This window comes from Fimbriimonas sp. LA-C6 (genome assembly GCF_055398105.1).
This window is the reverse complement of sequence record NZ_AP038796.1, coordinates 2,278,764-2,299,238: the sequence shown is the minus strand read 5'-3', so window position 1 is coordinate 2,299,238 and position 20,475 is coordinate 2,278,764. Positions and strand designations below refer to the sequence as shown.

The window sequence follows — 20,475 nt, the reverse complement described above, 5'->3', positions numbered from 1 at the left end:
CCCTCAAGTAAACCAATAATTTTAACAGGATAGACCTAAGCGAGCCGTCATGAGAATTAGCACTGCGTACCAGTTTGATACCTATAGTCAGAACATCACCGATGTTCACAATAGGCTTATCGATGCTCAGAACCAAGTGCAAAGTGGAAAGAAGCTCAATAAGCCGAGCGACGATCCCTACGGCACAACACTTTCGCTCACCATGACGAGCCTCCAGTCCGGTTTGACGCAATACGCTTCAAACCTGAACTTCGCAAAAGGATATCTTGGTTTTACTGAGCAGTCTCTGTCGGATATGAACAATATCGCGCAGAGTGCCTACTCGATTTCTGTAAGCGGTAGCACGGCCACGATGGACCAGGCTGGGCGAACGGGACTTGCACAACAGGTCGCCTCTCTTCAACAGAGGTTGATCAGCGTTGCAAACACCCGAGGACCTAGTAACGCTTACATTTTTGCAGGACAGAACAACACAACACAGCCATACGTGCTCTCGGGAAGCACCCTAACCTACACAGGTGACACCAACAATGTCCTCGTAGAGACAGGGCCAGGAAGCACCATGGCTGCGAACACACAAGGTTCGCCGATGATCGAGACTCTCTATCAGCGCCTCGAGACGCTTCGGCAGGACCTTACGAATGGTTCGGTTTCCAATATTGGGGATACGGATTTGCCCAATCTGCAGTCATCAATCAGCGCGATCTCGTTGGCTCGCGGCGATGTGGGGACCCGGCTGAATACAGTCGCAGACCTCACAGATCAACACAAACGTCGATCAGACGAGTTGACATCAGACAACTCGGACATCACCGAAATTGATTACGCCGAAGCTATCACGAAATATAGCGCCGCAAATGCAGCCTATCAGGCAGCGCTGAGCGTAGCCAGTCAGGGATTCAAGACGAGTCTCATGGACTACATACGCTAATTAGCCCAATGGTAACCACTATGACCCTCGATAACACTCGTTTTGGAACAGTCGAATACAGCGATATCGACGTTGTCACGTTCGATTTCGGCCTGATCGGCTTCCCGGCATGTACCCAGTTTCTCGTGATCTGTGCGAAGGAAAACAGCCCTTTTCGCTGGCTCCAAAGCATCGAAGAACCAGCTCTCGCATTTCTCGTGACCGATCCTAGGAACTATGTGGATGACTACTCACCCAAGATTTCTAAAGACGATAGTAGGTTCCTCGCTTTAGAGAATGAAGAAGAGCGCCTGGTATTCACCACAGTCAATATTCCGAAGGGTAAACCGGAAGAAATGACCCTCAATTTAGCGGGTCCACTCGTGATCAATGCCGATACAAGAAAAGGAAAGCAGATTGTGCTGGAAGACGAAGCGTATACTACGAAGTACCGGGTGTTCCAGCAGACAGCTAAGGTAACTGATTCTGTCGCTGCCTAAGGTCGATTCCATCGACTTAGGCATCACCGGCCAGGGAGGGCTATAGGAAATGCTGGTGCTTACGCGGAAGCTCCAACAAAGCATCATCATCGGCGATCAAATTGAGGTCGTGGTATTGGAAGTTCGGGGTGAACAGGTCCGACTCGGTATTCGTGCACCCAAAGACGTAGCGGTTCATCGTAAAGAAATTTACGACCAGATACAGGAAGAGAATCGTGGCGCTGCCGATGTTAATCCAGATGATTTGCCGGAGTAATACACTTTGAATCGAAATGACCGACTCTATCTTGCGATGGAGTGCGCATTGATTCTGTTTCTATGCGCAGCGGTCCATGCCATCTTTAAGGTCTGGAAAGCAGGTGCGTCGGAGGCATCTGACTACCTAGTCGTGATCGCTGTCCCGGCTTTTGTCTCCTTGCTGTTCGTCGTCATTTGCTTGCTCGTACCCACGCTTCTGGCAGTCGGCAAACTCCGATACCCTCTCCAAGTCACCCTGCCAATCGTGTACGCATCACTTCTGCTGTTTGCAGTGGTGCTCTGGACAACCTCACCCCTAAGCATCGTTCGAAATCGCGACATCATTGAAAGGGTCGAATTTTGGGCAAAACCTGCGGTTCTCGCCGTAACAGCCGCCGCCCAAGTTCTGGGCTTGTGGGTTGTCAGCGCGCTACGACAGGATCGCCCGGTAGACTCGGTGTAATGCAGGTCCACTTTGGCGTGGGAAGTTTGCACGCGGAATGGTCGCGTGCAGTAGTTTGTATCGGCACGTTCGACGGTGTCCACATCGGACATCAGGCCGTCATCTCAGCAGCGGTAGAACGAGCCGCAGAGCAGGAGCTACCTGCCGTGCTTGTCACCTTTGATCGGCATCCCGCAGCCGTCCTTGCGCCCACCAAATGCCCGAAGTCACTAGCAGCACTCAGCGATAACCTCGAACAATTTGAGCGTCTTGGAGTCGGAATTGCGATCGTCTTACCATTCGACGCCGAGCTAAGCAGGATGAGTGCAGAGCGGTTCCTAACGGAAATTCTGGTAGACGCCGTCCACGCATCGGAAATCGTGGTCGGACACGACTTTGCAATGGGTAACGGGCGCGAAGGTACCACCGAGTGGCTTGCCCAACGTATACCGACCATCGTGATCCCGCCTTTCGAACTCAATGGGCTCCGGGTAAGTTCCTCCGTCATCAGAGAGTACATCTCAGAAGGAAAAATGATCGAAGCCATCAACCTGCTTGGCAGACCCTTTAGACTCTCCGGTGTGGTTGTCGGTGGCCAAAAACTCGGTCGTCAGCTCGGGTTTCCAACCGCCAATCTTGCACGGTCCTTTGATCAAGTGCTACCGGCGGACGGAGTCTATGCCGCCCGGTTCACCTGCGCGCGAGGCACGTTCAAAGCAGCCCTAGCCGTCGGTTTAAGGCCTGCTGTGGGCGGTGGCGCTAGGACCATCGAAGCCTATCTAATGGACTACCCAGGGGACTCTTTGTACGGATTATCGTGCGAAATGGACATTTTGCAGTTCCTTCGGGAAGAGCGCCACTTTGATAGTCTCGACGCCTTGATAGAGCAAATGGGCAAAGATGTTGAAGATGCAAGAGCTTTGCTGTAATTTAAGGCAATTCTTACGTCGTTAACAATATGAAGAAGCCGCTGGTCATCGTAGGCGCTTTGATTTTGGTTTTACTCCTGGTCAAAGTAGGTCTCTCGTTGGGAAGCAAAATGGACGATCAGGCAGAGATCCAGAAAACGCTTCATGAGTCCATTAAAGCCAGTCGGGAGGGTAAATCCGGTGGAGTAATGGACAAACTCAGCTCGCAACTCAAGTTTAATGAGGAAGAAGCGGGTGGGAATATGCGACAAGTTGCGGATTTTATTCGCAATCAAAGACCCGACATAACTTTCGAAAATGAGACCCCAATCGTGACCGGCGATGAGGCGAGATTGACAAGCCCAGTGGAGCTAAAGGTCAACTTTTTGGGTCAAAGTAAATCTTTTCACCTAAAGAATGTGGTGATTGTGTTCCGAAAAGAAGATGATCGCTCGTTTCTGGTATTGCCCACAAAGAAGTGGAAACTTTCCGAAGTTCGCGTTCCGGACATCAATTCGGCAGATTTTTTTCAATAGGTACAAGGTCCCTAATGTAGTGAAAAACTGAACGAATGGTATGATGCTAAACACGGAATACTGCTGGGCAACAGTGGTTTTCCGCTCGCTCAACAACAGGAGAACAATCATGAAAAAGTTTCTAACTCTATTTCTCGTCGGTGCAATCGCTGCAGCTATGATCGGATGCGGTTCCGGAACAGACGCTGGTGCTGACACAAGCAAGCCAGCTCCAGAGAAGAAGGACGACAAGGCCACAACTCCAGAGAAGAAGGACGACAAGGCTACGACTCCAGAAAAGAAGGACGACAAGCCAGCTACAACTCCAGAAAAGAAGGATGAGAAGCCAGCAGGCGACAAGCCAGCTACAACTCCTGAGAAGAAGGACGAGAAGCCAGCAGGCGACAAGCCAGTCGACGCTCCAAAGACCGACAAGAAATAATCGTCTAAACGATTTGGCCGTCCTCAGAACAAGAGCTGGGGGCGGCCTTTAACATTTTTTGACCCCAGCTTGGTACCCTTCTGAAATGCTGGATCCGCGTATTACGAAGCTAGCAGAGCTGCTATGCTCCCACTCATGTGAGCTGTCCTCTGCCGATAGCCTGCTCATACACGCCTTTGATATTCCCGAAGAGGCAGTAGCCGAAATTGTGCGCGTAGCCCAACAAACCGGCGCGAAGGTCGCAGTCCGACTCGAAAGCAATCTCGTCCGACGTCAACTGATGATGGGAATGAGTGTGGAAAACGCTCAACTATACGCCAACATCGAGAAGCACGAGATGGAGCAGATGACAGCATACATCGCACTCCGAGGCACACAAAATTCGCTAGAACTCAGCGACGTCCCTGGCCCGACACTCGCCATGTGGCAGAAAGAGTACGTGACGCCCGTCGTGTTCGGTGTGCGCGTCCCCAAAACAAAATGGGTCGCCCTGCGATGGCCGACAGCCAGCTTTGCTCAACAAGCCAGCATGAGCACCTCAGCGTTCGAGAAGTTCTACTTCGATGTCTGTACGCTGGATTACGCAAAAATGGCCGCAGCAAGCAAACCTCTTGAAGACCTCATGAGCCGCACGGACCGTGTAGAAGTGAAAGGTCCCGGGACCGATTTCTCGTTCTCCATCAAAGGCATTGGTGCCGTCGCCTGCTCGGGCGAGCGCAACATCCCTGACGGCGAGTGTTTCACGGCTCCAGTAAAAGATAGTGTCAACGGAGTGGTTCAGTTCAACACCTCCTCTCTCTACCAAGGAACCGAGTTCAAAGACATCCGGTACGTCATCAAAGACGGCAAGATCATCGAGGCCACTGCTGGAGCCAACACCGCCAAGCTCAACGAGATCCTGGATACCGACGAAGGTGCCCGATACTTCGGCGAGTTCGCCATCGGCTTCAACCCCTACGTTCGCGAACCAATGCTCGACACCCTCTTCGATGAGAAGATCGCAGGAAGCTTCCACTTCACCCCCGGCAACGCATACGACCCACCCGGAGGCAACGGTAACAAGAGTGCCATCCACTGGGACACAGTCCTCATCCAACGCCCCGAGTATGGAGGCGGTGAAATCTGGTTCGACGGAGTACTCATCCGTAAAGACGGCCTTTTCGTCATCCCAGAACTCATGGCGTTAAATCCCGACCAACTAGGTTAAGACAAGTTCCAGAGGCCGGCCAAAAGGCCGGTCTCAAAATATCGGGACTACCGGCCGAGCCTCTCGTCGGGTACGGTTACGCATCAGTTATGGCCAGCCTTCTAGATTTCATATTGCACATTGACAAGCACATTGGCGCGTTGATCCGTCAGCACGGCACAACAACCTATGCCATCTTGTTCGCAGTAGTCTTTGCAGAGACCGGGCTGGTCGTAACGCCATTCCTCCCCGGCGACTCCCTTCTGTTCGCGGTCGGTGTGTTCTGTAATCCGAACAAGGGGCCAGACTCGCTAAATGTCGGCTTCATGTTTGCAGTGTTTTGCCTAGCTGCTCTCACGGGCGACAACCTGAACTACTTCATTGGCAAGTGCTTCGGGCATAAACTCTTCCGAAACGAAAAGTCGAGGATATTCAAGAAGTCGAATCTCGAACAGACTCACGAATTCTTTGAGAAGCACGGCCCCAAAACAGTCATCCTTGCGCGCTTCATCCCCATCGTCCGGACGTTCTGTCCGTTCGTCGCCGGAATGGGCAAAATGCCATACAAGAGCTTCATCTGTTTCAGCGCGATTGGCGCGGTCGTCTGGGTTGGGCTCTTTCTGTTCGCTGGCTACTTCTTCGGTCAGCTCAAGTTTGTAGAAAAGAACTTCACAGTAGCCATCATCGTGATGGTTGCCTTAACCGGATTGCCCATGGTGTGGGAGTTTTTCAAAGCCCACAAAGAAGCAAAACGAAAAGCAGCCGAGAAGCAGCTAGGCTAAAGCCCTCATCTTCTCGCACTGACCATGCACCCAGTTGGCATCAAGCTTTCGAAGATCCGGGTTATCGGTTCGCTCCATAACCCAGCAAGCCACGCCAGCCAACCGCATCTGAAGAAAGGGCTTGAGTAGCTCAAGAGTCCTTGGCGGAAGCGGGCGAACCGTTTGGTAGCCATCAAACAGTGCGGCCTGTACCTGCTCATAGTGTGGCCCGTCGAGTTCATAGGCCAATGCTGCAGCGAAGTCGTAAAGCCAAAACGCCCATCCAGCATCATCAAAGTCGATGATTTTAAGGTGATTCTCGTTGAACAGCAAGTTGTGCCTGTGCAAATCCCCATGAATCAGTCCAAAGTTCTCTGGACTCTGCTCAAGACTTCCCAAAATCGTCCGGCTCTGGAGGTCTAGGTCGAGCAGAAACTCGCGGTCCTCTTCAAAAATTCGATCAGAAGGCTCTTTCAGACATGCAATGTCATTGCCCTCAAACGCCCAGTCATGCAGCCCAGGCCGGCTAAATCCGTATGGCAAGGTCCAATTCAAAGCAAATTCATGAAGCTTCGCCATCGTGACCCCAAGCCTATGCGCTTCTTCTGGTGTCAGCCGTTCTTTGCAAATGTCGCCCTCCATCCAATGGAACAGGAGACAAGTCCGAGGATCAGGCACATCCCGATGGCTCACCTTAACGATCTTGTCCCGAAACGGCTTGGGCACCTCAAAGCCCGCAGCAGAGAGCGCCGAGAGCCACTGAACCTCGCTTTCTAGCTGCGAGTGGTTCCGATACCCCGGCCGACAAAGCCGAATACAGAACTTTCCGAGGTTGCTGGTCACGCAGAAAGTGGTGTTCTCAGCATGAACAAGGGGCTCAAGTTGAGTTTCATAAATCCCAAACTCGGTAAGTGCAACCTCTGCCAAAAGCCGCAATCTTTCAATTTGCTCTTCCTGAGAAAGGTTTTCAAAGTGTCGTTCTTCCATCGTCGCCATAGGCCCTTAGACCAACGGATGAAACCTTGAGGCGATACTGTCGGTCTTTGAAACAACAGTATATGGGACAACATCACGGCTGGATATATTGGATCGTTATCGGGCTCTTCGCAGGCGGACTCGCCAAGATGCTCACCCCAGGCGAGAGCAAAGAATCAAAGGGCTGCCTCATGACGGTTCTGCTCGGCATCTGTGGCTCTGTCCTAGTGGGCTTCATCATGCGCTCCGTGTTCCATGATAGAGGCGGCGGAGGCTTCCTCGGAACGCTTTGTGGAGCCACCATTGGCTCAGTGCTCATCATCATGCTGACGCGAAAACTCTGGAGTAACGCGGCTTAAATAAGGCTGCGACTCTGAAGGCCAACCCAGGCAGCAGCCTCATCAATCTCCCGAAACATTCGTATGTCATTCGGGAGATTTGCCAAAATCTCTTCGCCATACCGTTTGGTTTGAACACGGGGGTCCAGAATCGCGATGACTCCCCGATCCTCCGCCCGGCGAATCAATCGCCCCGCCCCCTGACGCATCATCATCTTTGCCACTGGCAGAGTATGTTGACCAAACGCATCCAGACCTTGCTGTTGAAGGTGAGCTAGCCGAGCAATCGCAGGCGGATCCACAGGCACCTCAAAAGGCACCCGCACCAGAACCACACAAGACAACGTCTCCCCAGGCGCATCAAAACCTGTCCAGAATGAGCGAAGAGCAAAGAGGGAACTGTGCTTGTTCTTGAGGAACATATCCCCGGTCGTCGATGCACCCTGCTTCATCTGCATCAAAACAGGAAGGTCCGGGTTTGGCTCCATATACGCAAATACAGCCTCCATCTCTTTCCGAGAATGGAAAAGAGCCAAAGTGCGGCCATCGCATACCCGCATGATCTGCGAAATCTCTTGTGCCACCCGCCTGTGATAAGCGTCCTCGAAACCTTCCTTACGGGCCACTGTCGGATCCAAGAGTGTCTCCAACGGAGGAAGGTACAGCGCAGCCTGCGTGCTGTAATCATACGGCGACGGAAGAATCTCCTGAAAAGTCGGCTCCGCCCCCGTGGTCCGAGTAAAGAACTCAAAGTTCCCATCAATAGCCAGCGTCGCACTCAGGCAAACGTAAGGCACACGATTCCAGATCAACTCCTGAAGCGGCTCCGCTAGGCCAATGATGTCCTGCCGAAGCACCGTGTCATTAAAATTCTTGCCTGCATAACTCACAGAGATCCCATGCGGATTGAACACCTCCATGCTGCCAGCGCCAAACTCCCGGAGGTAGTTCGAATAGTTCCGTGCTCCTTCCAGCGCGGACTGAGTCCTGTCTGGCTCCGCAAGCCTCCACTGGGCCGTGCGCTCACTCATCTCAAGCGCGAGCTTTTCACATGCATCGGTGATAGCCTTCGCAATGGCTCGTGCCTCAGCGTTGTTTCCAGGCGTTTTTGCAGCCTTCACATGAGGATGATCCAGAAGTTCTGCGGGAGACGCATTCAGAATGCCTGCACGGGGCAAGGAGAGGCCATAACTGACCAACATCCGCTGGCACTCCTCAACATTGTCCTTAAACTCCGTACAGATCTTCAGCCAAGCCGGACCATCACTGCACCGCTGCGCCAGCGGGAGAAGCGAGCTCTCCAACCGAGCCCCAATATTGAGAAGCGCGCCTAGCCGGGGAACACTCAACTCAAACTCAAGCCCGTTGGATGCAGCAGAAGGAAAGTCGTGGGCCTCATCCAAAACCAGGAAGTCAAACTTCCCGAGAAGCCCCTCATCGCTATCCGCAGCACGCGCCATCAAAGCGTCCTGAATGACAACGCTGTGATTCGTGATTACCAACCCCGCTTTCTCAGCAGACTTCCTGGCCTTGTAGTAGTAACAATCATCATAAGCCGGACAAAGTCGCCCAGGGCATACCGGCGGCGTCACAACCTTCTGCCAAAGCTGATTGAGCTGACGTTGAGGGATCTTGAGTAGGTTCCGAAACTCAGTCTCATTCCCAAGCACCGCGTTCTGCCGGAAGTAATCCTCAGAACTCGTCATATGCTCCTCCAGGGCGGCCAGGCAAACATAACGCTGCCGACCCATGAGTAGCTGGGTCTTGGGAGCCGTAAAACCTAACTCCTCGATAATGGAGATCGCCAGCGGCAGATCGGTCTTCCAATACTGCTCAGCAAGAACGTTGGTGTAAGTAGCCACCACCACACGCTTCTGGTGAAGAATCGCATGGGCCAACGCTGGCAAAAGGCAAGCCAAGGATTTTCCCAGTCCAGTAGGGGCTTCAAACGCTCCGCGCTCGCCTGATTCAATCAGATCGTTGATGAGAAGCGACAATTGCACCTGATCAGGTCTCTCGACATAACCCGTGCGTTGGCTCAGAAGGGAAAAGGCGTTTTCTATCAGCGATGCGGTTGCAGACACGTGTCTACAATATTAACCTAAATGTGAGGTATCCACCCGCGGCCCGTCAAGTTGCGGGCCGATAGGTAGGAAGTGGCATCAACTAATCAACGAAAGAATCATAACACGGAACTTTTTGAAATGACAAAGCAGTATTCGTTCTTTTAGCCACAATTTTCAGTATGTGCTGAAAAACTAGACAATCTAGTGAACAATTTTGAACCTGAGGGTAGTCATTTACCGGCTCTCACGACACATAGACGAATGTATACTTATCTGGGTCAATGATGTCGCAAGATCGTGTTAAATCTAAATATAATCCACTTTTCGCGAATCTCCTAGGAAGTGCAATCAATGGGTGAATGGAAGGATCAATCCTACACGAACGACCGGTTTCAGATCACCTCTTTCGCAGCAGAGGAAATGACGCGCTGCCGGTTCGAGAAATGCAGCTTTCAAGGCACCGACTTCCGAGAAGCCCAAGTCTCCAATTGCCATTTCGACGAATGCGACTTCACCAATGCGTCTCTCAATGCATCGGAGTTTTCAGACTGTGACTTCGTGAACTGCAAGTTCGAAACCGCCAACCTGTTCTTAGCGAAGCTCAAAAACTGCCGCCTGATGGGTGCCGACTTTTCCGGAGCAGAACTTGGCGGGATCGCCATCGAAGGAGGAGACTGGTCCTGGGTAAATCTTCGGTTCCAAGAACTTCCCAAGATCGACTTCCACGGAGTGAAGCTCCATGGCGCAGACTTTTACTCGGCCAACTTAGAAAAAGCAAACTTCAGAGACGCCAATCTCACCGAGGCAAACCTCGACATGGCCCGAATAAGAGGAGCGGACCTCCGCGGCGCTCAGATGTCCGGCGTCAATCTTGCAGGTCTTGATCTCAAAGGCTGCTCCATGGACATAGAACACGCCGTGCTCCTCGCCCGTTGCCTTGGAATCAAGGTCACTTAGGCTCAAGCCGCACCCTCCATGCCAAGGTTTGGCGTAGACTACTTACTGGTTTGTGCGCCGTCCACTCTTCATCTGAAGACACCGCAAAACCGATGGACACCCATGTCACCTAACTCCACGCCCACTCTCTTTCCTCACGTTTCAGGTGATCGGTGATCGAGGCCCCTCCTGTGCTCGAGGAGAATTCCCCGAGGAACTACTTCGGCTGGTTTGCCCTCACAGTTCTGTTCCTACTCTCTCTCGTATCGGCACTCATGTCCCAAGCGGACTCGGGCAGGGAAGAGACAGCCTCAGTCGTCAACGAACAGGCCACCCTCAAGCGACTGATCCAGAGACACTACTCGCCTTCCATCTTAGACAGTGGCGACGCTGGAGTTAGCAGTAAAAAGACCAAGGACCCGTCCAAATACAACACAGACCTGCAGAAGGTTGTCGACAAAGTGAAGCCCTACGCCGCGAAAGACCAAGTTGCGGCAATGGTGAAGGTGGTCACGCTCTACGAAATGGGCAAGCCGCTCAATGCGGATGATCTCAAGAGTTTCAAAACAAGCAAGAAAGCCGAAGAGAGAGCCGTCGCCGACATCTACTCGGCGAAATCCCTCACCAAGCCCGAAGCAGAGAAGCTGTCGCGTCAAGTCAAGTCGCTAGGGTTTGTCGGAAAGCTTGCTGCTGTCCACGCCATGCGGAAAGCGGGCGTCGACACAGCAGAAAAAACCTTCAAAGGCTCCAATCGACTGGCAAAGACCTTCGCAATGGGACTCATTGTACTCGTCGTGCTGGCAGGATCTGGGGCTGCATGGCTAGCAGTCGGGAGTCTCTATTTCTCGAAACAACTCCATCCTCTCGGTCTGCCACGCTTCCCTCAAAGCATGCAAGAAGCCGACCGGTTTGCGGTTCGGGCAGCACAAATTTTCGGACTCTTCGTAGTGCTTTCTTTGCTCATCGCCATCATCTCCAAGAGTGTGGCTATCGAAGGGCGGGTGGCTCAGATCCTAGAAGGTGTAGGCCTATTTGTAGCCATCGGCTTCCTCATGAAGCAGAAGATCAACGGCAAAGAACTCACGCTCCGAAACGTCGGGGTCAGTTCCGAAAATCTCCTTCGCCATATAGGAATCGGGTTCCTCGTGTTCTTCCTTGAGTTTCCAGTAACCATGCTGCTTGGCATCATCGGAACTCGGATCTTCTTCTGGCTCCCCGAACCAAACCATCCAGCCGAGACAGAAATCCTAACAAGCTCAAGCTCACTTGCAATTTTTAGCTTGCTGTTCGCTGCGGTCGTCGTTGCTCCGTTCTGGGAGGAACTCATGTTCCGAGGCCTCATGTTTCCAGCCCTCAGCAAGCTCACGGGCAAGCTCGTTTGGGGTGCCCTCATCAGTAGCTTTGTGTTCGCCTCAATCCACCCTCAGAACGCAGGCGCATGGCTCGGTCTTGCTTCGGTGGCAATGTTCAGCTGCCTCTCTATGCAATACACCAAATCGCTCGTGCCTTCCATGATGATGCACGCTGCGCACAACGGCACGCTCATGTTGGTCGCTCTCCTAACCCGTTAAGACCGAGCAAGCTTTTCCTGCTCGGTCATCCCAAACCGGCTCCAAAACAGGAGCCAAATGGTCAGGCTGATGCCCGCTACCGTCAGCTTGAACCAACCCGGAATATTAGGGTTGAAAGAGAAAAACCCTTCAATCGGTGCGGCAATAAACATCATCACCACAGAGGTCGAAAGCAGAACAATCGCGTCCTTACCAGCGGCTTTAAGAGACTCACCTCGTGTTCTACGACCTGGATTAATCAGAGAAAATCCGAGTAGCAGTCCCGCAGATCCCGAGATGATAATCCCGGAAAGCTCCGGCACACCATGAGGCGAAACCTGCTGCACAAGGAACCCGACTTTGCCCAGAGGAGCCAATTCCGAGGCCAAAACACCCAAAATCGCCCCGTTTTGCATCACCATGAAAACGGATAAAGTGCCGAAAGACCCAGCGCCAATAGCTCCCGCAATAATCGCTACCTTTGGGTTATTAGACGCATAAAACCCAGTCATCATGGTCGATTCCGAACTGGTTCGCTCCTTGAAGTCCCCCGTCTTCCACGATTCAAACAGCTTCTCCTGGCCAGGAGGAATCATCACATCATGTATTCGAGGCATCCCACGCATCATGAAAAACGACACGAAAGCCGAGCCAAAGAACAGTAGAAAACTGGCGATGACGAACCATTTGCGCCGCCGCACCGTTTGCGCGCTCAGCTCCACTGCATGGAACAACGAGGCCAAAATCGGCTTACGAGGCTGCCGGTAAAGGATTCCGTATGCCCGCCCCGCAAGATCGTTGAGGAAGTCGATCAGCTGAAGATTGGTCGAACGCGTGCGTGCAAGCGCCAAATCTGTCGAAATCTTTCGGTAGAGCTTCACGAACTGCCTCAGTTCATCAGCGTCTAATTTACTGGGTGAGGACTCCGCTCGATCGCAGAGTGCCATCAATAGCCTCCAGTCAGGGTCCCGTCTTTGGACAAATGCTTCCTCGTTCATATTCGACTCTTGTGAATTATAGAGTTGAATTGCAAACAAAAGTGATCGAACCGGTAGCGGAATTGCACCCAGTTGTCGTATTGTTACAACCCTTCAACGATGATGAGGTTGTTGTAACGCATCTTGTAGCTCGGCCGTATCAATGAGGTAAGGTCCAAATATTGGTAGTCCCTTTGGTACACCAAGAAACATTTCGTCTACGGAATACGTCGATATCATGATTCGACAATTTCACAGTTTTTGATCCAATGGCACAATCTCTGCAAGGGTAGCGTACAGAGACGCAACGGTTCTTTCAAAACCGTTCACCTTAAAGCATGAAAGGGGTCCTAAAGGGATGAGCGCACACCCGCATATGACGGATTACGAGGATGGGGTTCCAAGCTACCTCAGTCGCTTAACTCAGGCAGCACTGCTTACGCCTGAAGAAGAGATTGAGTTGACCCGTGCTGTGCAAGCCGGAGATAAAATTGCCAAGCAGCGTCTGATCGAATCGAACATGCGGTTGGTCATTAACATTGCCAAGACCTATCGCAACCGCTCCATTCCACTCGAAGATTTAATTCAAGAAGGTGCCATCGGTCTCATGCAAGCCGCCGAGCGTTTCGATCCAGATAAGGGGTTTCGATTCTCAACCTACGCAACCCACTGGATTAGACAAGCAATCGGGCGTGCAATCGATAACAAATCGAAAGCCATTCGACTTCCTGCTCACGTTTCGCAATCGCTTCGGCGAATAGAGAAAGAGCGGGTTCGGCTTTCCAGAGAGCTAGGCTACGATCCATCACCAGAGCAAATCGCTTCGGCTATCGGAATCAGTTCTAAGAAGTTGATCACCCTCATGCAGTCTTCGCAAGATCTGCTTTCTCTCGACATGACCGTCGGGGATAGCGGAGGGATGACTCTCGGTGGATTGATCAAGGACAGCGCGGCCACTTCAGATCCAGAGAGTATGATTCTCGATCAGGAGTTGGTTGTCGAACTCCAACGGATTCTTTCCGAACTAAACGATCGAGAGCAGCGCGTGATGCGTCTGCGGTTTAGATTAGATGGAAATGAGGCTCCTCTTCAGGAAGACATTGCGAAGGAGATGAAACTCTCTCGAGAGAGGGTTCGTCAGATCGAAGTTCAAGCGATTAAGAAACTTCGCGCTTTGGCTCATCGTCGGCGTCTCCGCGAGATGTTCAACAAATAAAGCCAAAACCAAAAAACTCTTCTTCTGTCTTCCTTGCTCCGTTGCTCTCTTCGTAAGAAGGAAGCTGAGGGTCCCGACGCGGACCAGGACCCTACGGAGGTGCGCTCTCGAGCGCTTAGCCCTTCAGAAGGCTGAGCACTCCCTGAGGAGCCGAGTTAGCTTGTGCTAAGACTGACATACCTGCCTGCTGCAGAATCTGCAACTTCGAGTACTTGGTCATTTCTTGGGCGACGTCTGTGTCTCGAATCGAGCTTTCTGTCGCGGTCATGTTCTCTTTTGCAGTGCCGAGTGATCGGACGTTGCTCTCAAGAACGTTGCGTTGGAAGTTACCGATGTTGCCTCGAACAGTGCTGATCTGATCGATTGCCTTGTCGATGACGAGAAGAGCTTGGGTAGCTCCCGTCTGAGTGGTGAGGTCCAGGTTGCTGAGGTTGACACCTGCTGCAATACCGGTTCCTAGCTGCGTTGCGGCATAGTTGCCAAGCGCCATCGTAGCGGTCTGTCCGGCGTTTCCACCAATCTGGAAGGTTGCCGAACCTGCGACAACCTGGCCGATGGCGGCTGCAACTGAAGTTGTTGCGTTACCAGCAGCGGTTAGAGTCATCGTGTTGCCATTGGCGTCCGTAAGGTTCAGACCGTCCTTTCCGGAGATACCGCCGGTGAAGAGAGCCGTTGAACCGTTGATAGCAACCGTAGCCACCGCATCCGTACCAGCAGCGTGGGAAGATCCAGAACCACCGCTTCGGATGACACCGTTTGCGTCCACCAGGTCGATAACACCCTTGGTGCCGTAAGAGTTTGACTTAAGGTCGATCGAAGAACCGTTGAAGCTAGCTGTAACACCCGTCTGTGCACTCGCTTGGTTGATCGAGTTGATGAGGTCGCCAGCAGTCGTGGAAGTCGAAGCGTTGAACGTTACACCGTTAAGAGTGAACGAGCCCGAGTTTGTGACTGCCGTGGTAAGAGATGCGAAGCTTGCGCTGGTCACTGCGGCCTGTGTGGCAGCAGTCAGCGAGTTGATCGTAACCGTCGAGTTAGCAGTGACACCCACGTTAGCGAATGAACCTCCGATGGTAAGAGCGCTTACCACCGAACCTGCTGTAACAGCACTGGTCGTTCCAGAAGAACCGTCCAGCAACTTCTTCGTACCATACTGAGTGGTCGATGCAATGCGGGTGATCGATGCCACGATACTGCTCAGCTGAGCCTGGTTGGCAGCAAGGCTGTCTGCGGAAAGTGTTGCTGAGTTAGCACTTGCGACAGCGAGTGTTCGTGCATCATCTAAAAGCTGGTTAACTTCGCCAAAAGCACCTTCTGCGGTCTTGGCGTAGTTGATGGCGTCTTGGCTATTGGTGATCGCCTGGCCGAGACCAGAGATCTGAGCGCGGAACTTTTCGCTGATGATCAAACCGGCAGGATCGTCTGCGGCGGAGTTGATGCGAAGACCAGTCGAAAGTCGTGTGATACTCTTGCTAAACTCGGAACTATTCGTGTCCAAGTTTCGCATTGCGTTCATAGCGTTGACGTTTGTATTTACTCTGAATGACATTTTAATCCTCCGTGATTCTGCTTCAGTGATCCAGGGAGTCCGTTCCCCGTCTTTCGACCACCACAGTATCTTTCACAGGTTTCTTTCCAGGTAAATCACACAGCAAACCCAAGTAAAATTACCTGGATTTTCCAAAAACACAAGTATTTTTCAGGGCAACAATACGGATCAAGTGTGGAAAGGGCATTTCTAACCTGAAAGTGCCATGGAATCGGACTCGTGGTGACCATCGTGGTGACTCACGGAAGTTAATTGGACTTGGGTGAGACCCGGCCTCATGAGTTCTATGCGTTTCGCGTGGCTATAATGCTTCTTTGTCGTTGCTTCGCTTGAATGTCCTGCAAGCTGGGCGTTGAGTGTATCGCTGACCCCAGCGCCGGAGAGAGCAGTGATGAGAGTTCGGCGCATGTCATGGATAGTCCCATGGCCGACCCCGGCGTTCGTTAGAATCTCCTGGAGCCGTTTCCAGACATAGCCAGGTCGATAAGGTAGACCAGTCGGAGAAACAAAGAGTAGCCCCGTGTCCTCGAAGCCCCCTTTGCACGCCTCGCGCCATGTCTCGGTAAGTGCTAGCTGGCTTTTCACCGCGAACACTGCATCGTTGTTAAGGGCGATGTCTCTACGGTTATGCCCTTTGGTCCCCACAATGCTCCACACACCGCCCTTTTCCCAGAGGATCTGAGAATCTATCGTTACGGACTCCTTGCCCTGCCTGAGAGTCAATTTAACGGTCGGAAGGCCAAGAGCCTCACTGATACGAGTGCCGACATTCAGGATGAATGTGAAGAGGAAGCGTTCAGGATAGACAAACTCTCCGGCTTCGTCTTGCTTGAACATCTCTCTCATGATCCGATCAATCTCGTCTTGCTCATAAATCCGATCTCGGGCTAGCCCCTTTTTGGGCATGATCAGACCTTCTGATACAAAGGCTTGAAGGTTAAGGCCGAGGCACGTGCAGACAATAGAGACACATGTAGTTACGACTCCTGCTCCTTTCCTCTTTCTCTTGATGTCTGCTACGAGGGTTTGAAGCTCTTCCAAGCCTATGCGGTCGCTGCGTTCTGAACCAATCGAAGGAACGATGTGATTCTTGATGTGCGATCTGTACGACTTGGCCGTGTTGGGTGACAGGTTCACATCCACTACGTTCGTCATCCAGCGACTGAGCTTCTGTTCAAGGGAAGGGACCTTGCTGATTTGCTTTAGCTTGCCGGTCAAGTGGATGTCTGAGTTGACAGCTCTCACCTTTTCGATTAGTGCAGCTTCAGACCTCGATTTACGCACCACGGGGACACCCGCAATGCGGATCTTCCAGCAGTAATAGAGAATGCCCGACTTCGTTCGTTGGGTATAAAAAGTTCCCGCCCCCTTTGGTTGGGGGCGTTTTTGCTTTGGCTTTCGTGCCATATAACTCCTCGCCTTGTAGGCGGATTTAGTCTACGGTCGTATTTCTTACGAAGGTGTTAATCAATTTGAGATCAGTCGTGCGACCCCTCGCACCTGGAACCATGAATAGGGCAAGTCTGCGAGTAGACGCAAACGCAGTTCCGCCGTTCGCTTAGAATGCAGCAGGACATCCAGCTTTGCTTCAACCTTCCTGACTTTGAGGCTTCTAGGAGCATCTCAAATTTTTCAATGAGGCCCTCTATGGTTTTGTCAGAAAAGGCTGGAACGCCTTCGATTTCGCACGTAAAGTTAATGGGGCCACATGTGAGCTTTAACTTTGGATTCCCTGGATGCGTGTATCCACGTATGTAGAATTCTTGATATAGAACCAGCTCCGCTCTCCTAATGGTTTCATGAGCCTGCCAAATCGTGTCCATGTCTGGGAGAGTTTCTACTTTGAATTTAGGAGGGAGAGGATTCGGCAAGTTTTCTAGTGATGGGATTGAATTTCTCATGGTCGGGGCCTCCTGTTCTTGGCCTCAGCGACCACGGCGATAACCACTGCGATAAAGATCCACACTAAGGCTTCTTCGCTTCTCATTTCTTTCGCCCCTTCCTTGGTCGTGGCTGATCTACAAGGGTGTAGTGGAGGAAAGGTTGTAGCTTGGCATCGACGGGAAAGCCATAGCGCCAACGGTCGTACCGCTTCCAGTGACGAACAATAGACTGGGATGAGATGCCGTTGCCGTACAATTTCCCGATCTCTTCAACTGAGAGGTGTCGGCTATGCTCGTAGTGGTAGAACACCTGTGCCCACGATGGGGTGTCATCGTCAAAAGGATCCGACGCGAATAGTATGAGGTCGGATTCCTTCTTAGGGCCGCGCTTTCCATCTGACCACGGAAAGAACTTGGTTCCAGCCAGCTCCGGACATTCTTCATGAAAGGTCTTTGGTTCCGGGATAATTCCTTCTGCTCGCATAATAATCGCGAGACCTTCCCGGATTAGCTGTGTGATCTTTGATTGACGCTTCTCGCAAAGCTGCTTGATTAGTTCAAGGTCACTATCTGAGACCCTAACCGTCAGGGTCTTTTTCAGCATCTCTTCCTGTGGGGCTTGCTGCTTGCGACGGATGCCGCTCATGTGGCGCTTTGGTTTCAACTGGCTAACCTCTGCCCGTAAATGCTTTCATGGAACTCTACGATCACACTGCCGTCAAGCGAGAGGTCCAGGGCTAGGAATCCCTCGTCCGCGATTACATAGAGAGATTGGAAAAAGATGTCCTCTAAGGTGTCGGTGTCTTCGCCTGGAAAGATCGCGCCCACGCTAGACACAATCCTGTCCCAGATGGGCTTATTCTCATCTAAGGCGAACCGATCTAGCCCACTCTCGCAAGAGTACGCGTAAAGCATATGGTAGATGAGGGCGCACCCTCCAGAAAGCGTTCCTAACTGTTTCATTTCAGTGGTTCTCCGTGTTTCTTGTTTGGCTCATCCATCCAAGCCAGCAACGACTTAGTGACTATGCGGCGCTGGGTTCTTCTGGTGGCAGTCGAGTTGGGAGGGATGAACGATGCGACCCATCCTTCCTTGCATAGGGCCATGACTGAATTGCGGCCTAGGTGTACGATGCGGCAAGCCCCCTCGATGCTTACGTGGGGGCGCTTCTTAAGCTCATCTAGTGATAATTTGGCGTCACTCACTTAGGCTCATCTCCGATAGTCCAGGACGTGGAGGCCTCCTTGATGACAAGCCAAGGCAGCATCTCATGTTCTGGAACACCATCAGTGCCCGCCAAGACGTTTTGGGCTAGCTTATTGAGGGCTTCTTTGCTGACCGTGGAGCCACAAACAAGAGAGTCATGGCAGCCCGGTTCCGCTGTGAGGACGTCCATGATTTTCCACGCGGACTCTTCAGATAGCTTTGAAAGGTCAACAGACAGGATTACGGAATCCTTCTCCATGCCTGCCATCCAGAAGAGAGCAGCGAACCGACTATCGAAGTCTTCCTTGATAGAGCCTAGTGCCTGAGTGGCTTTCCAAGAAACGTTGCCCCACATGGACTTCCATTTCTTGACACCCTTAACGTTCTGCTCGGCATGCTTCTTTAGTCCATCCGCATACATCTGCAAATACCGCTCTCGTTTTTGAGCGATACTTTCAAGATTGGACTTCGCGTCCTCTTTGGTTTCCTTTAGGTAGGCCTTAATCTGCCGTGCAGCTGAGTCCAGGCGGAAGAGTCTGAACATAGCAGCCTGCGCAGAGGCTGCATCGGTGACTTCGGACAAATCCTTGATGTCCTGGATAACCTCGCCGGTTTCAGAATCCACGATTGCTTTTGCGTCGACGTTGAAGACTCGGGGCATTAGCGGAAGCCTCCGAAAACCCAAATCATCTCGACGATAGCGATGCCAAGAATGATCACGGCGGCAATTCTGGCCGCAACCTTGCTGTGATTGGAAAGGGTCGTGAACGCTTCCTCGAAGGAGAGGCAAGCAATTTGAAAGGCGAACTTAATCCCGACCCTGATAAAGACTAGTCGACGCTCGTTGAACGTTAGCGCATCTAAGCGCTGTCGTGTTTTTTCCGACCAAAAGCCGTCGAACGCGTCAATAAACAGGCTGTTCGTGGCCTTTGTGATGGCTTTCTTTTGAATGCTTTGGTAGCTCATCTGTGTTACCTCGAAAGAAGAGTAACACAGAATTACCAGGAATGACGCAATTGCGCGGTAATTCTAAGTAATTTGCACTATTTTATAAAATCAAAAATTCTCGAACTTTATTCCACGAGTGTCCATCAGGATTGAAAGATGCGGGTCTTCCTCCTGATAATCGTAGATAATCGCTATCAGGCGACCAGCGACCTCGGCATTATCTACTGAGATATCTGGCTGTAGTTCTCGAACTGCTCTCCAAACTGTTTTCCCATTTACGAAGGTGCACTGCCGCAAGCTAGATGATGTTTCCGTATTCACGACTGCGCAGCGCCCAATAGTCGGAGTCTTCTCCGCAGGGTCAATTATCAGTAGATCTCCGCGCCGAACGAACGGATATGCGTCGTCTGTTTGGCAAAACAGGGCTACGTGCCGTGCCGCTGAAATGCCGATGACTTCTGGAACCGAAATAACAGGTGTGTTCATGCCACTCTCACTCCTAGACGTACCTAATGAACCGACAAGTTTTAAGCGAATCCTTTCGCTTTGATTTATTACCGGCTTTTTAAGAGTAACAATTGCAAACGTCTCAGGTTGCATTTCGTACCACTCGGTTGGTAATCCTAGCATTTCTGCTAGGCCTCGAAGGAACCATTGGGGTGGATCGGCTTTGCCTTGGCGATAGTTCGCAACTGTGCTTGGCGAGACAGCTTTACTGCCACCTCTGCCGCCCTTGTCCCTAATGCCTCGTTTGGTAAACCAGTCCGCTATGTCAGTGTTGCTGTAACCGGAAGTCTCGATTACAGACCTGACTCTCTGAGTAAGTACTTTGTATTCCATGAACCCATTGTTTCACGGTTGACGTTCAAAATAATGACGCGATCTTAAAAACTCGTAGTAAATCTAGGCATTGTGTGCTACCATCCGAAG

The 20,475-nt window shown here is 51.8% G+C and carries 24 protein-coding genes; 13 read left to right on the top strand and 11 right to left on the bottom strand.

The window, feature by feature from the left end; translation table 11 throughout:
- Positions 1-49: 49 nt before the first annotated feature.
- From flgL to ACZ51B_RS10665, 9 genes are all read left to right on the top strand, one after another.
- Complete coding sequence (gene flgL / locus ACZ51B_RS10705) at positions 50-931, top strand: flagellar hook-associated protein FlgL (protein WP_464293315.1); 882 nt, start codon at positions 50-52, stop codon at positions 929-931.
- Positions 932-951: 20 nt separating this feature from the next.
- Complete coding sequence (gene fliW, locus ACZ51B_RS10700) at positions 952-1,410, top strand: flagellar assembly protein FliW (RefSeq protein WP_464293314.1); 459 nt, start codon at positions 952-954, stop codon at positions 1,408-1,410.
- Positions 1,411-1,459: 49 nt separating this feature from the next.
- Complete coding sequence (gene csrA, locus ACZ51B_RS10695) at positions 1,460-1,666, top strand: carbon storage regulator CsrA (RefSeq protein WP_464293313.1); 207 nt, start codon at positions 1,460-1,462, stop codon at positions 1,664-1,666.
- Between the two features lie 6 nt (positions 1,667-1,672).
- A complete protein-coding gene (locus ACZ51B_RS10690; RefSeq protein ID WP_464293312.1) occupies positions 1,673-2,110 on the top strand; it encodes a hypothetical protein in 438 nt (145 codons plus the stop codon).
- Positions 2,110-3,018, top strand: a complete 909-nt coding sequence (locus tag ACZ51B_RS10685; RefSeq protein WP_464293311.1) for a bifunctional riboflavin kinase/FAD synthetase — start codon at positions 2,110-2,112, stop codon at positions 3,016-3,018. Before ACZ51B_RS10690 ends, ACZ51B_RS10685 begins: the two co-directional genes overlap by 1 nt.
- 29 nt (positions 3,019-3,047) lie before the next feature.
- On the top strand, positions 3,048-3,533 hold the full coding sequence (locus ACZ51B_RS10680) for a hypothetical protein (RefSeq protein ID WP_464293310.1): 486 nt from the start codon (positions 3,048-3,050) through the stop codon (positions 3,531-3,533).
- 109 nt (positions 3,534-3,642) lie between these two features.
- Entirely contained in the window at positions 3,643-3,954 is a 312-nt protein-coding gene (locus tag ACZ51B_RS10675) for a hypothetical protein (protein WP_464293309.1), read from the top strand.
- Positions 3,955-4,039: 85 nt separating this feature from the next.
- Positions 4,040-5,161: an aminopeptidase gene (locus ACZ51B_RS10670; protein WP_464293308.1), complete on the top strand. Its 1,122-nt coding sequence runs from the start codon at positions 4,040-4,042 to the stop codon at positions 5,159-5,161.
- Positions 5,162-5,250: 89 nt separating this feature from the next.
- The gene (locus ACZ51B_RS10665) at positions 5,251-5,922 is read left to right on the top strand and encodes a DedA family protein (RefSeq protein ID WP_464293307.1); all 672 of its coding nucleotides are present in this window, start codon (positions 5,251-5,253) and stop codon (positions 5,920-5,922) included.
- Here the strand turns inward: ACZ51B_RS10665 and ACZ51B_RS10660 are convergent.
- A complete protein-coding gene (locus tag ACZ51B_RS10660; RefSeq protein ID WP_464293306.1) occupies positions 5,914-6,888 on the bottom strand; it encodes a phosphotransferase enzyme family protein in 975 nt (324 codons plus the stop codon). The genes ACZ51B_RS10665 and ACZ51B_RS10660 overlap by 9 nt on opposite strands.
- A 71-nt stretch (positions 6,889-6,959) precedes the next feature.
- Here ACZ51B_RS10660 and ACZ51B_RS10655 point away from each other — a divergent pair, with 71 nt between their 5' ends.
- Positions 6,960-7,235, top strand: coding sequence for a GlsB/YeaQ/YmgE family stress response membrane protein (locus ACZ51B_RS10655; protein ID WP_464293305.1), 276 nt, complete (start codon positions 6,960-6,962; stop codon positions 7,233-7,235).
- Here ACZ51B_RS10655 and ACZ51B_RS10650 read toward each other — a convergent pair.
- On the bottom strand, positions 7,232-9,298 hold the full coding sequence (locus ACZ51B_RS10650; protein WP_464293304.1) for an ATP-dependent DNA helicase: 2,067 nt from the start codon (positions 9,296-9,298) through the stop codon (positions 7,232-7,234). The two genes, ACZ51B_RS10655 and ACZ51B_RS10650, sit on opposite strands and share 4 nt — an antisense overlap.
- A gap of 333 nt (positions 9,299-9,631) precedes the next feature.
- On the opposite strand from ACZ51B_RS10650, the gene ACZ51B_RS10645 reads away from it, so the two are divergent.
- Positions 9,632-10,237 carry a pentapeptide repeat-containing protein gene (locus ACZ51B_RS10645; RefSeq protein ID WP_464293303.1) on the top strand — a complete coding sequence of 202 codons (606 nt, stop codon included), beginning with the start codon at positions 9,632-9,634 and terminating at the stop codon, positions 10,235-10,237.
- A 170-nt stretch (positions 10,238-10,407) separates the two neighbouring features.
- Complete coding sequence (locus ACZ51B_RS10640; RefSeq protein WP_464293302.1) at positions 10,408-11,787, top strand: lysostaphin resistance A-like protein; 1,380 nt, start codon at positions 10,408-10,410, stop codon at positions 11,785-11,787.
- Here the strand turns inward: ACZ51B_RS10640 and ACZ51B_RS10635 are convergent.
- The gene (locus ACZ51B_RS10635; RefSeq protein WP_464293301.1) at positions 11,784-12,713 is read right to left on the bottom strand and encodes a stage II sporulation protein M; all 930 of its coding nucleotides are present in this window, start codon (positions 12,711-12,713) and stop codon (positions 11,784-11,786) included. The two genes, ACZ51B_RS10640 and ACZ51B_RS10635, sit on opposite strands and share 4 nt — an antisense overlap.
- A 388-nt stretch (positions 12,714-13,101) precedes the next feature.
- On the opposite strand from ACZ51B_RS10635, the gene ACZ51B_RS10630 reads away from it, so the two are divergent.
- Positions 13,102-13,959 carry a sigma-70 family RNA polymerase sigma factor gene (locus ACZ51B_RS10630; protein ID WP_464293300.1) on the top strand — a complete coding sequence of 286 codons (858 nt, stop codon included), beginning with the start codon at positions 13,102-13,104 and terminating at the stop codon, positions 13,957-13,959.
- 115 nt (positions 13,960-14,074) lie between these two features.
- Here the strand turns inward: ACZ51B_RS10630 and ACZ51B_RS10625 are convergent, their stop codons facing one another.
- From ACZ51B_RS10625 to ACZ51B_RS10590, 8 genes are all read right to left on the bottom strand, one after another.
- Entirely contained in the window at positions 14,075-15,508 is a 1,434-nt protein-coding gene (locus ACZ51B_RS10625) for a flagellin N-terminal helical domain-containing protein (RefSeq protein ID WP_464293299.1), read from the bottom strand.
- A gap of 189 nt (positions 15,509-15,697) precedes the next feature.
- Complete coding sequence (locus ACZ51B_RS10620; protein WP_464293298.1) at positions 15,698-16,915, bottom strand: tyrosine-type recombinase/integrase; 1,218 nt, start codon at positions 16,913-16,915, stop codon at positions 15,698-15,700.
- 576 nt (positions 16,916-17,491) lie between these two features.
- The gene (locus ACZ51B_RS10615; protein ID WP_464293297.1) at positions 17,492-18,037 is read right to left on the bottom strand and encodes a hypothetical protein; all 546 of its coding nucleotides are present in this window, start codon (positions 18,035-18,037) and stop codon (positions 17,492-17,494) included.
- 14 nt (positions 18,038-18,051) lie between these two features.
- Positions 18,052-18,354 carry a hypothetical protein gene (locus ACZ51B_RS10610; protein WP_464293296.1) on the bottom strand — a complete coding sequence of 101 codons (303 nt, stop codon included), beginning with the start codon at positions 18,352-18,354 and terminating at the stop codon, positions 18,052-18,054.
- A complete protein-coding gene (locus ACZ51B_RS10605; RefSeq protein WP_464293295.1) occupies positions 18,351-18,596 on the bottom strand; it encodes a hypothetical protein in 246 nt (81 codons plus the stop codon). The genes ACZ51B_RS10610 and ACZ51B_RS10605 overlap by 4 nt, the downstream gene beginning before the upstream one ends.
- A complete protein-coding gene (locus ACZ51B_RS10600) occupies positions 18,593-19,258 on the bottom strand; it encodes a hypothetical protein (RefSeq protein WP_464293294.1) in 666 nt (221 codons plus the stop codon). Before ACZ51B_RS10600 ends, ACZ51B_RS10605 begins: the two co-directional genes overlap by 4 nt.
- A complete protein-coding gene (locus tag ACZ51B_RS10595; protein ID WP_464293293.1) occupies positions 19,258-19,563 on the bottom strand; it encodes a hypothetical protein in 306 nt (101 codons plus the stop codon). Before ACZ51B_RS10595 ends, ACZ51B_RS10600 begins: the two co-directional genes overlap by 1 nt.
- 90 nt (positions 19,564-19,653) lie before the next feature.
- Positions 19,654-20,385 carry a hypothetical protein gene (locus ACZ51B_RS10590; protein WP_464293292.1) on the bottom strand — a complete coding sequence of 244 codons (732 nt, stop codon included), beginning with the start codon at positions 20,383-20,385 and terminating at the stop codon, positions 19,654-19,656.
- Positions 20,386-20,475 lie beyond the last annotated feature (90 nt).

Excerpts from the sequence above, each read along its gene's own strand:
- ACZ51B_RS10655 (WP_464293305.1), top strand. The coding sequence starts at position 6,960 with ATGGGACAACATCACGGCTGGATATATTGGATCGTTATCGGGCTCTTC.
- ACZ51B_RS10620 (WP_464293298.1), bottom strand. The coding sequence starts at position 16,915 with ATGGCACGAAAGCCAAAGCAAAAACGCCCCCAACCAAAGGGGGCGGGA.
- ACZ51B_RS10645 (WP_464293303.1), top strand. The coding sequence starts at position 9,632 with ATGGGTGAATGGAAGGATCAATCCTACACGAACGACCGGTTTCAGATC.
- ACZ51B_RS10595 (WP_464293293.1), bottom strand. The coding sequence starts at position 19,563 with ATGAGCTACCAAAGCATTCAAAAGAAAGCCATCACAAAGGCCACGAAC.
- ACZ51B_RS10600 (WP_464293294.1), bottom strand. The coding sequence starts at position 19,258 with ATGCCCCGAGTCTTCAACGTCGACGCAAAAGCAATCGTGGATTCTGAA.
- ACZ51B_RS10630 (WP_464293300.1), top strand. The coding sequence starts at position 13,102 with ATGAGCGCACACCCGCATATGACGGATTACGAGGATGGGGTTCCAAGC.
- ACZ51B_RS10635 (WP_464293301.1), bottom strand. The coding sequence starts at position 12,713 with ATGGCACTCTGCGATCGAGCGGAGTCCTCACCCAGTAAATTAGACGCT.
- ACZ51B_RS10615 (WP_464293297.1), bottom strand. The coding sequence starts at position 18,037 with ATGAGCGGCATCCGTCGCAAGCAGCAAGCCCCACAGGAAGAGATGCTG.
- ACZ51B_RS10665 (WP_464293307.1), top strand. The coding sequence starts at position 5,251 with ATGGCCAGCCTTCTAGATTTCATATTGCACATTGACAAGCACATTGGC.
- ACZ51B_RS10685 (WP_464293311.1), top strand. The coding sequence starts at position 2,110 with ATGCAGGTCCACTTTGGCGTGGGAAGTTTGCACGCGGAATGGTCGCGT.
- ACZ51B_RS10680 (WP_464293310.1), top strand. The coding sequence starts at position 3,048 with ATGAAGAAGCCGCTGGTCATCGTAGGCGCTTTGATTTTGGTTTTACTC.
- fliW (WP_464293314.1), top strand. The coding sequence starts at position 952 with ATGACCCTCGATAACACTCGTTTTGGAACAGTCGAATACAGCGATATC.
- ACZ51B_RS10590 (WP_464293292.1), bottom strand. The coding sequence starts at position 20,385 with ATGGAATACAAAGTACTTACTCAGAGAGTCAGGTCTGTAATCGAGACT.
- ACZ51B_RS10670 (WP_464293308.1), top strand. The coding sequence starts at position 4,040 with ATGCTGGATCCGCGTATTACGAAGCTAGCAGAGCTGCTATGCTCCCAC.
- csrA (WP_464293313.1), top strand. The coding sequence starts at position 1,460 with ATGCTGGTGCTTACGCGGAAGCTCCAACAAAGCATCATCATCGGCGAT.
- ACZ51B_RS10660 (WP_464293306.1), bottom strand. The coding sequence starts at position 6,888 with ATGGAAGAACGACACTTTGAAAACCTTTCTCAGGAAGAGCAAATTGAA.
- ACZ51B_RS10675 (WP_464293309.1), top strand. The coding sequence starts at position 3,643 with ATGAAAAAGTTTCTAACTCTATTTCTCGTCGGTGCAATCGCTGCAGCT.
- flgL (WP_464293315.1), top strand. The coding sequence starts at position 50 with ATGAGAATTAGCACTGCGTACCAGTTTGATACCTATAGTCAGAACATC.
- ACZ51B_RS10625 (WP_464293299.1), bottom strand. The coding sequence starts at position 15,508 with ATGTCATTCAGAGTAAATACAAACGTCAACGCTATGAACGCAATGCGA.
- ACZ51B_RS10610 (WP_464293296.1), bottom strand. The coding sequence starts at position 18,354 with ATGAAACAGTTAGGAACGCTTTCTGGAGGGTGCGCCCTCATCTACCAT.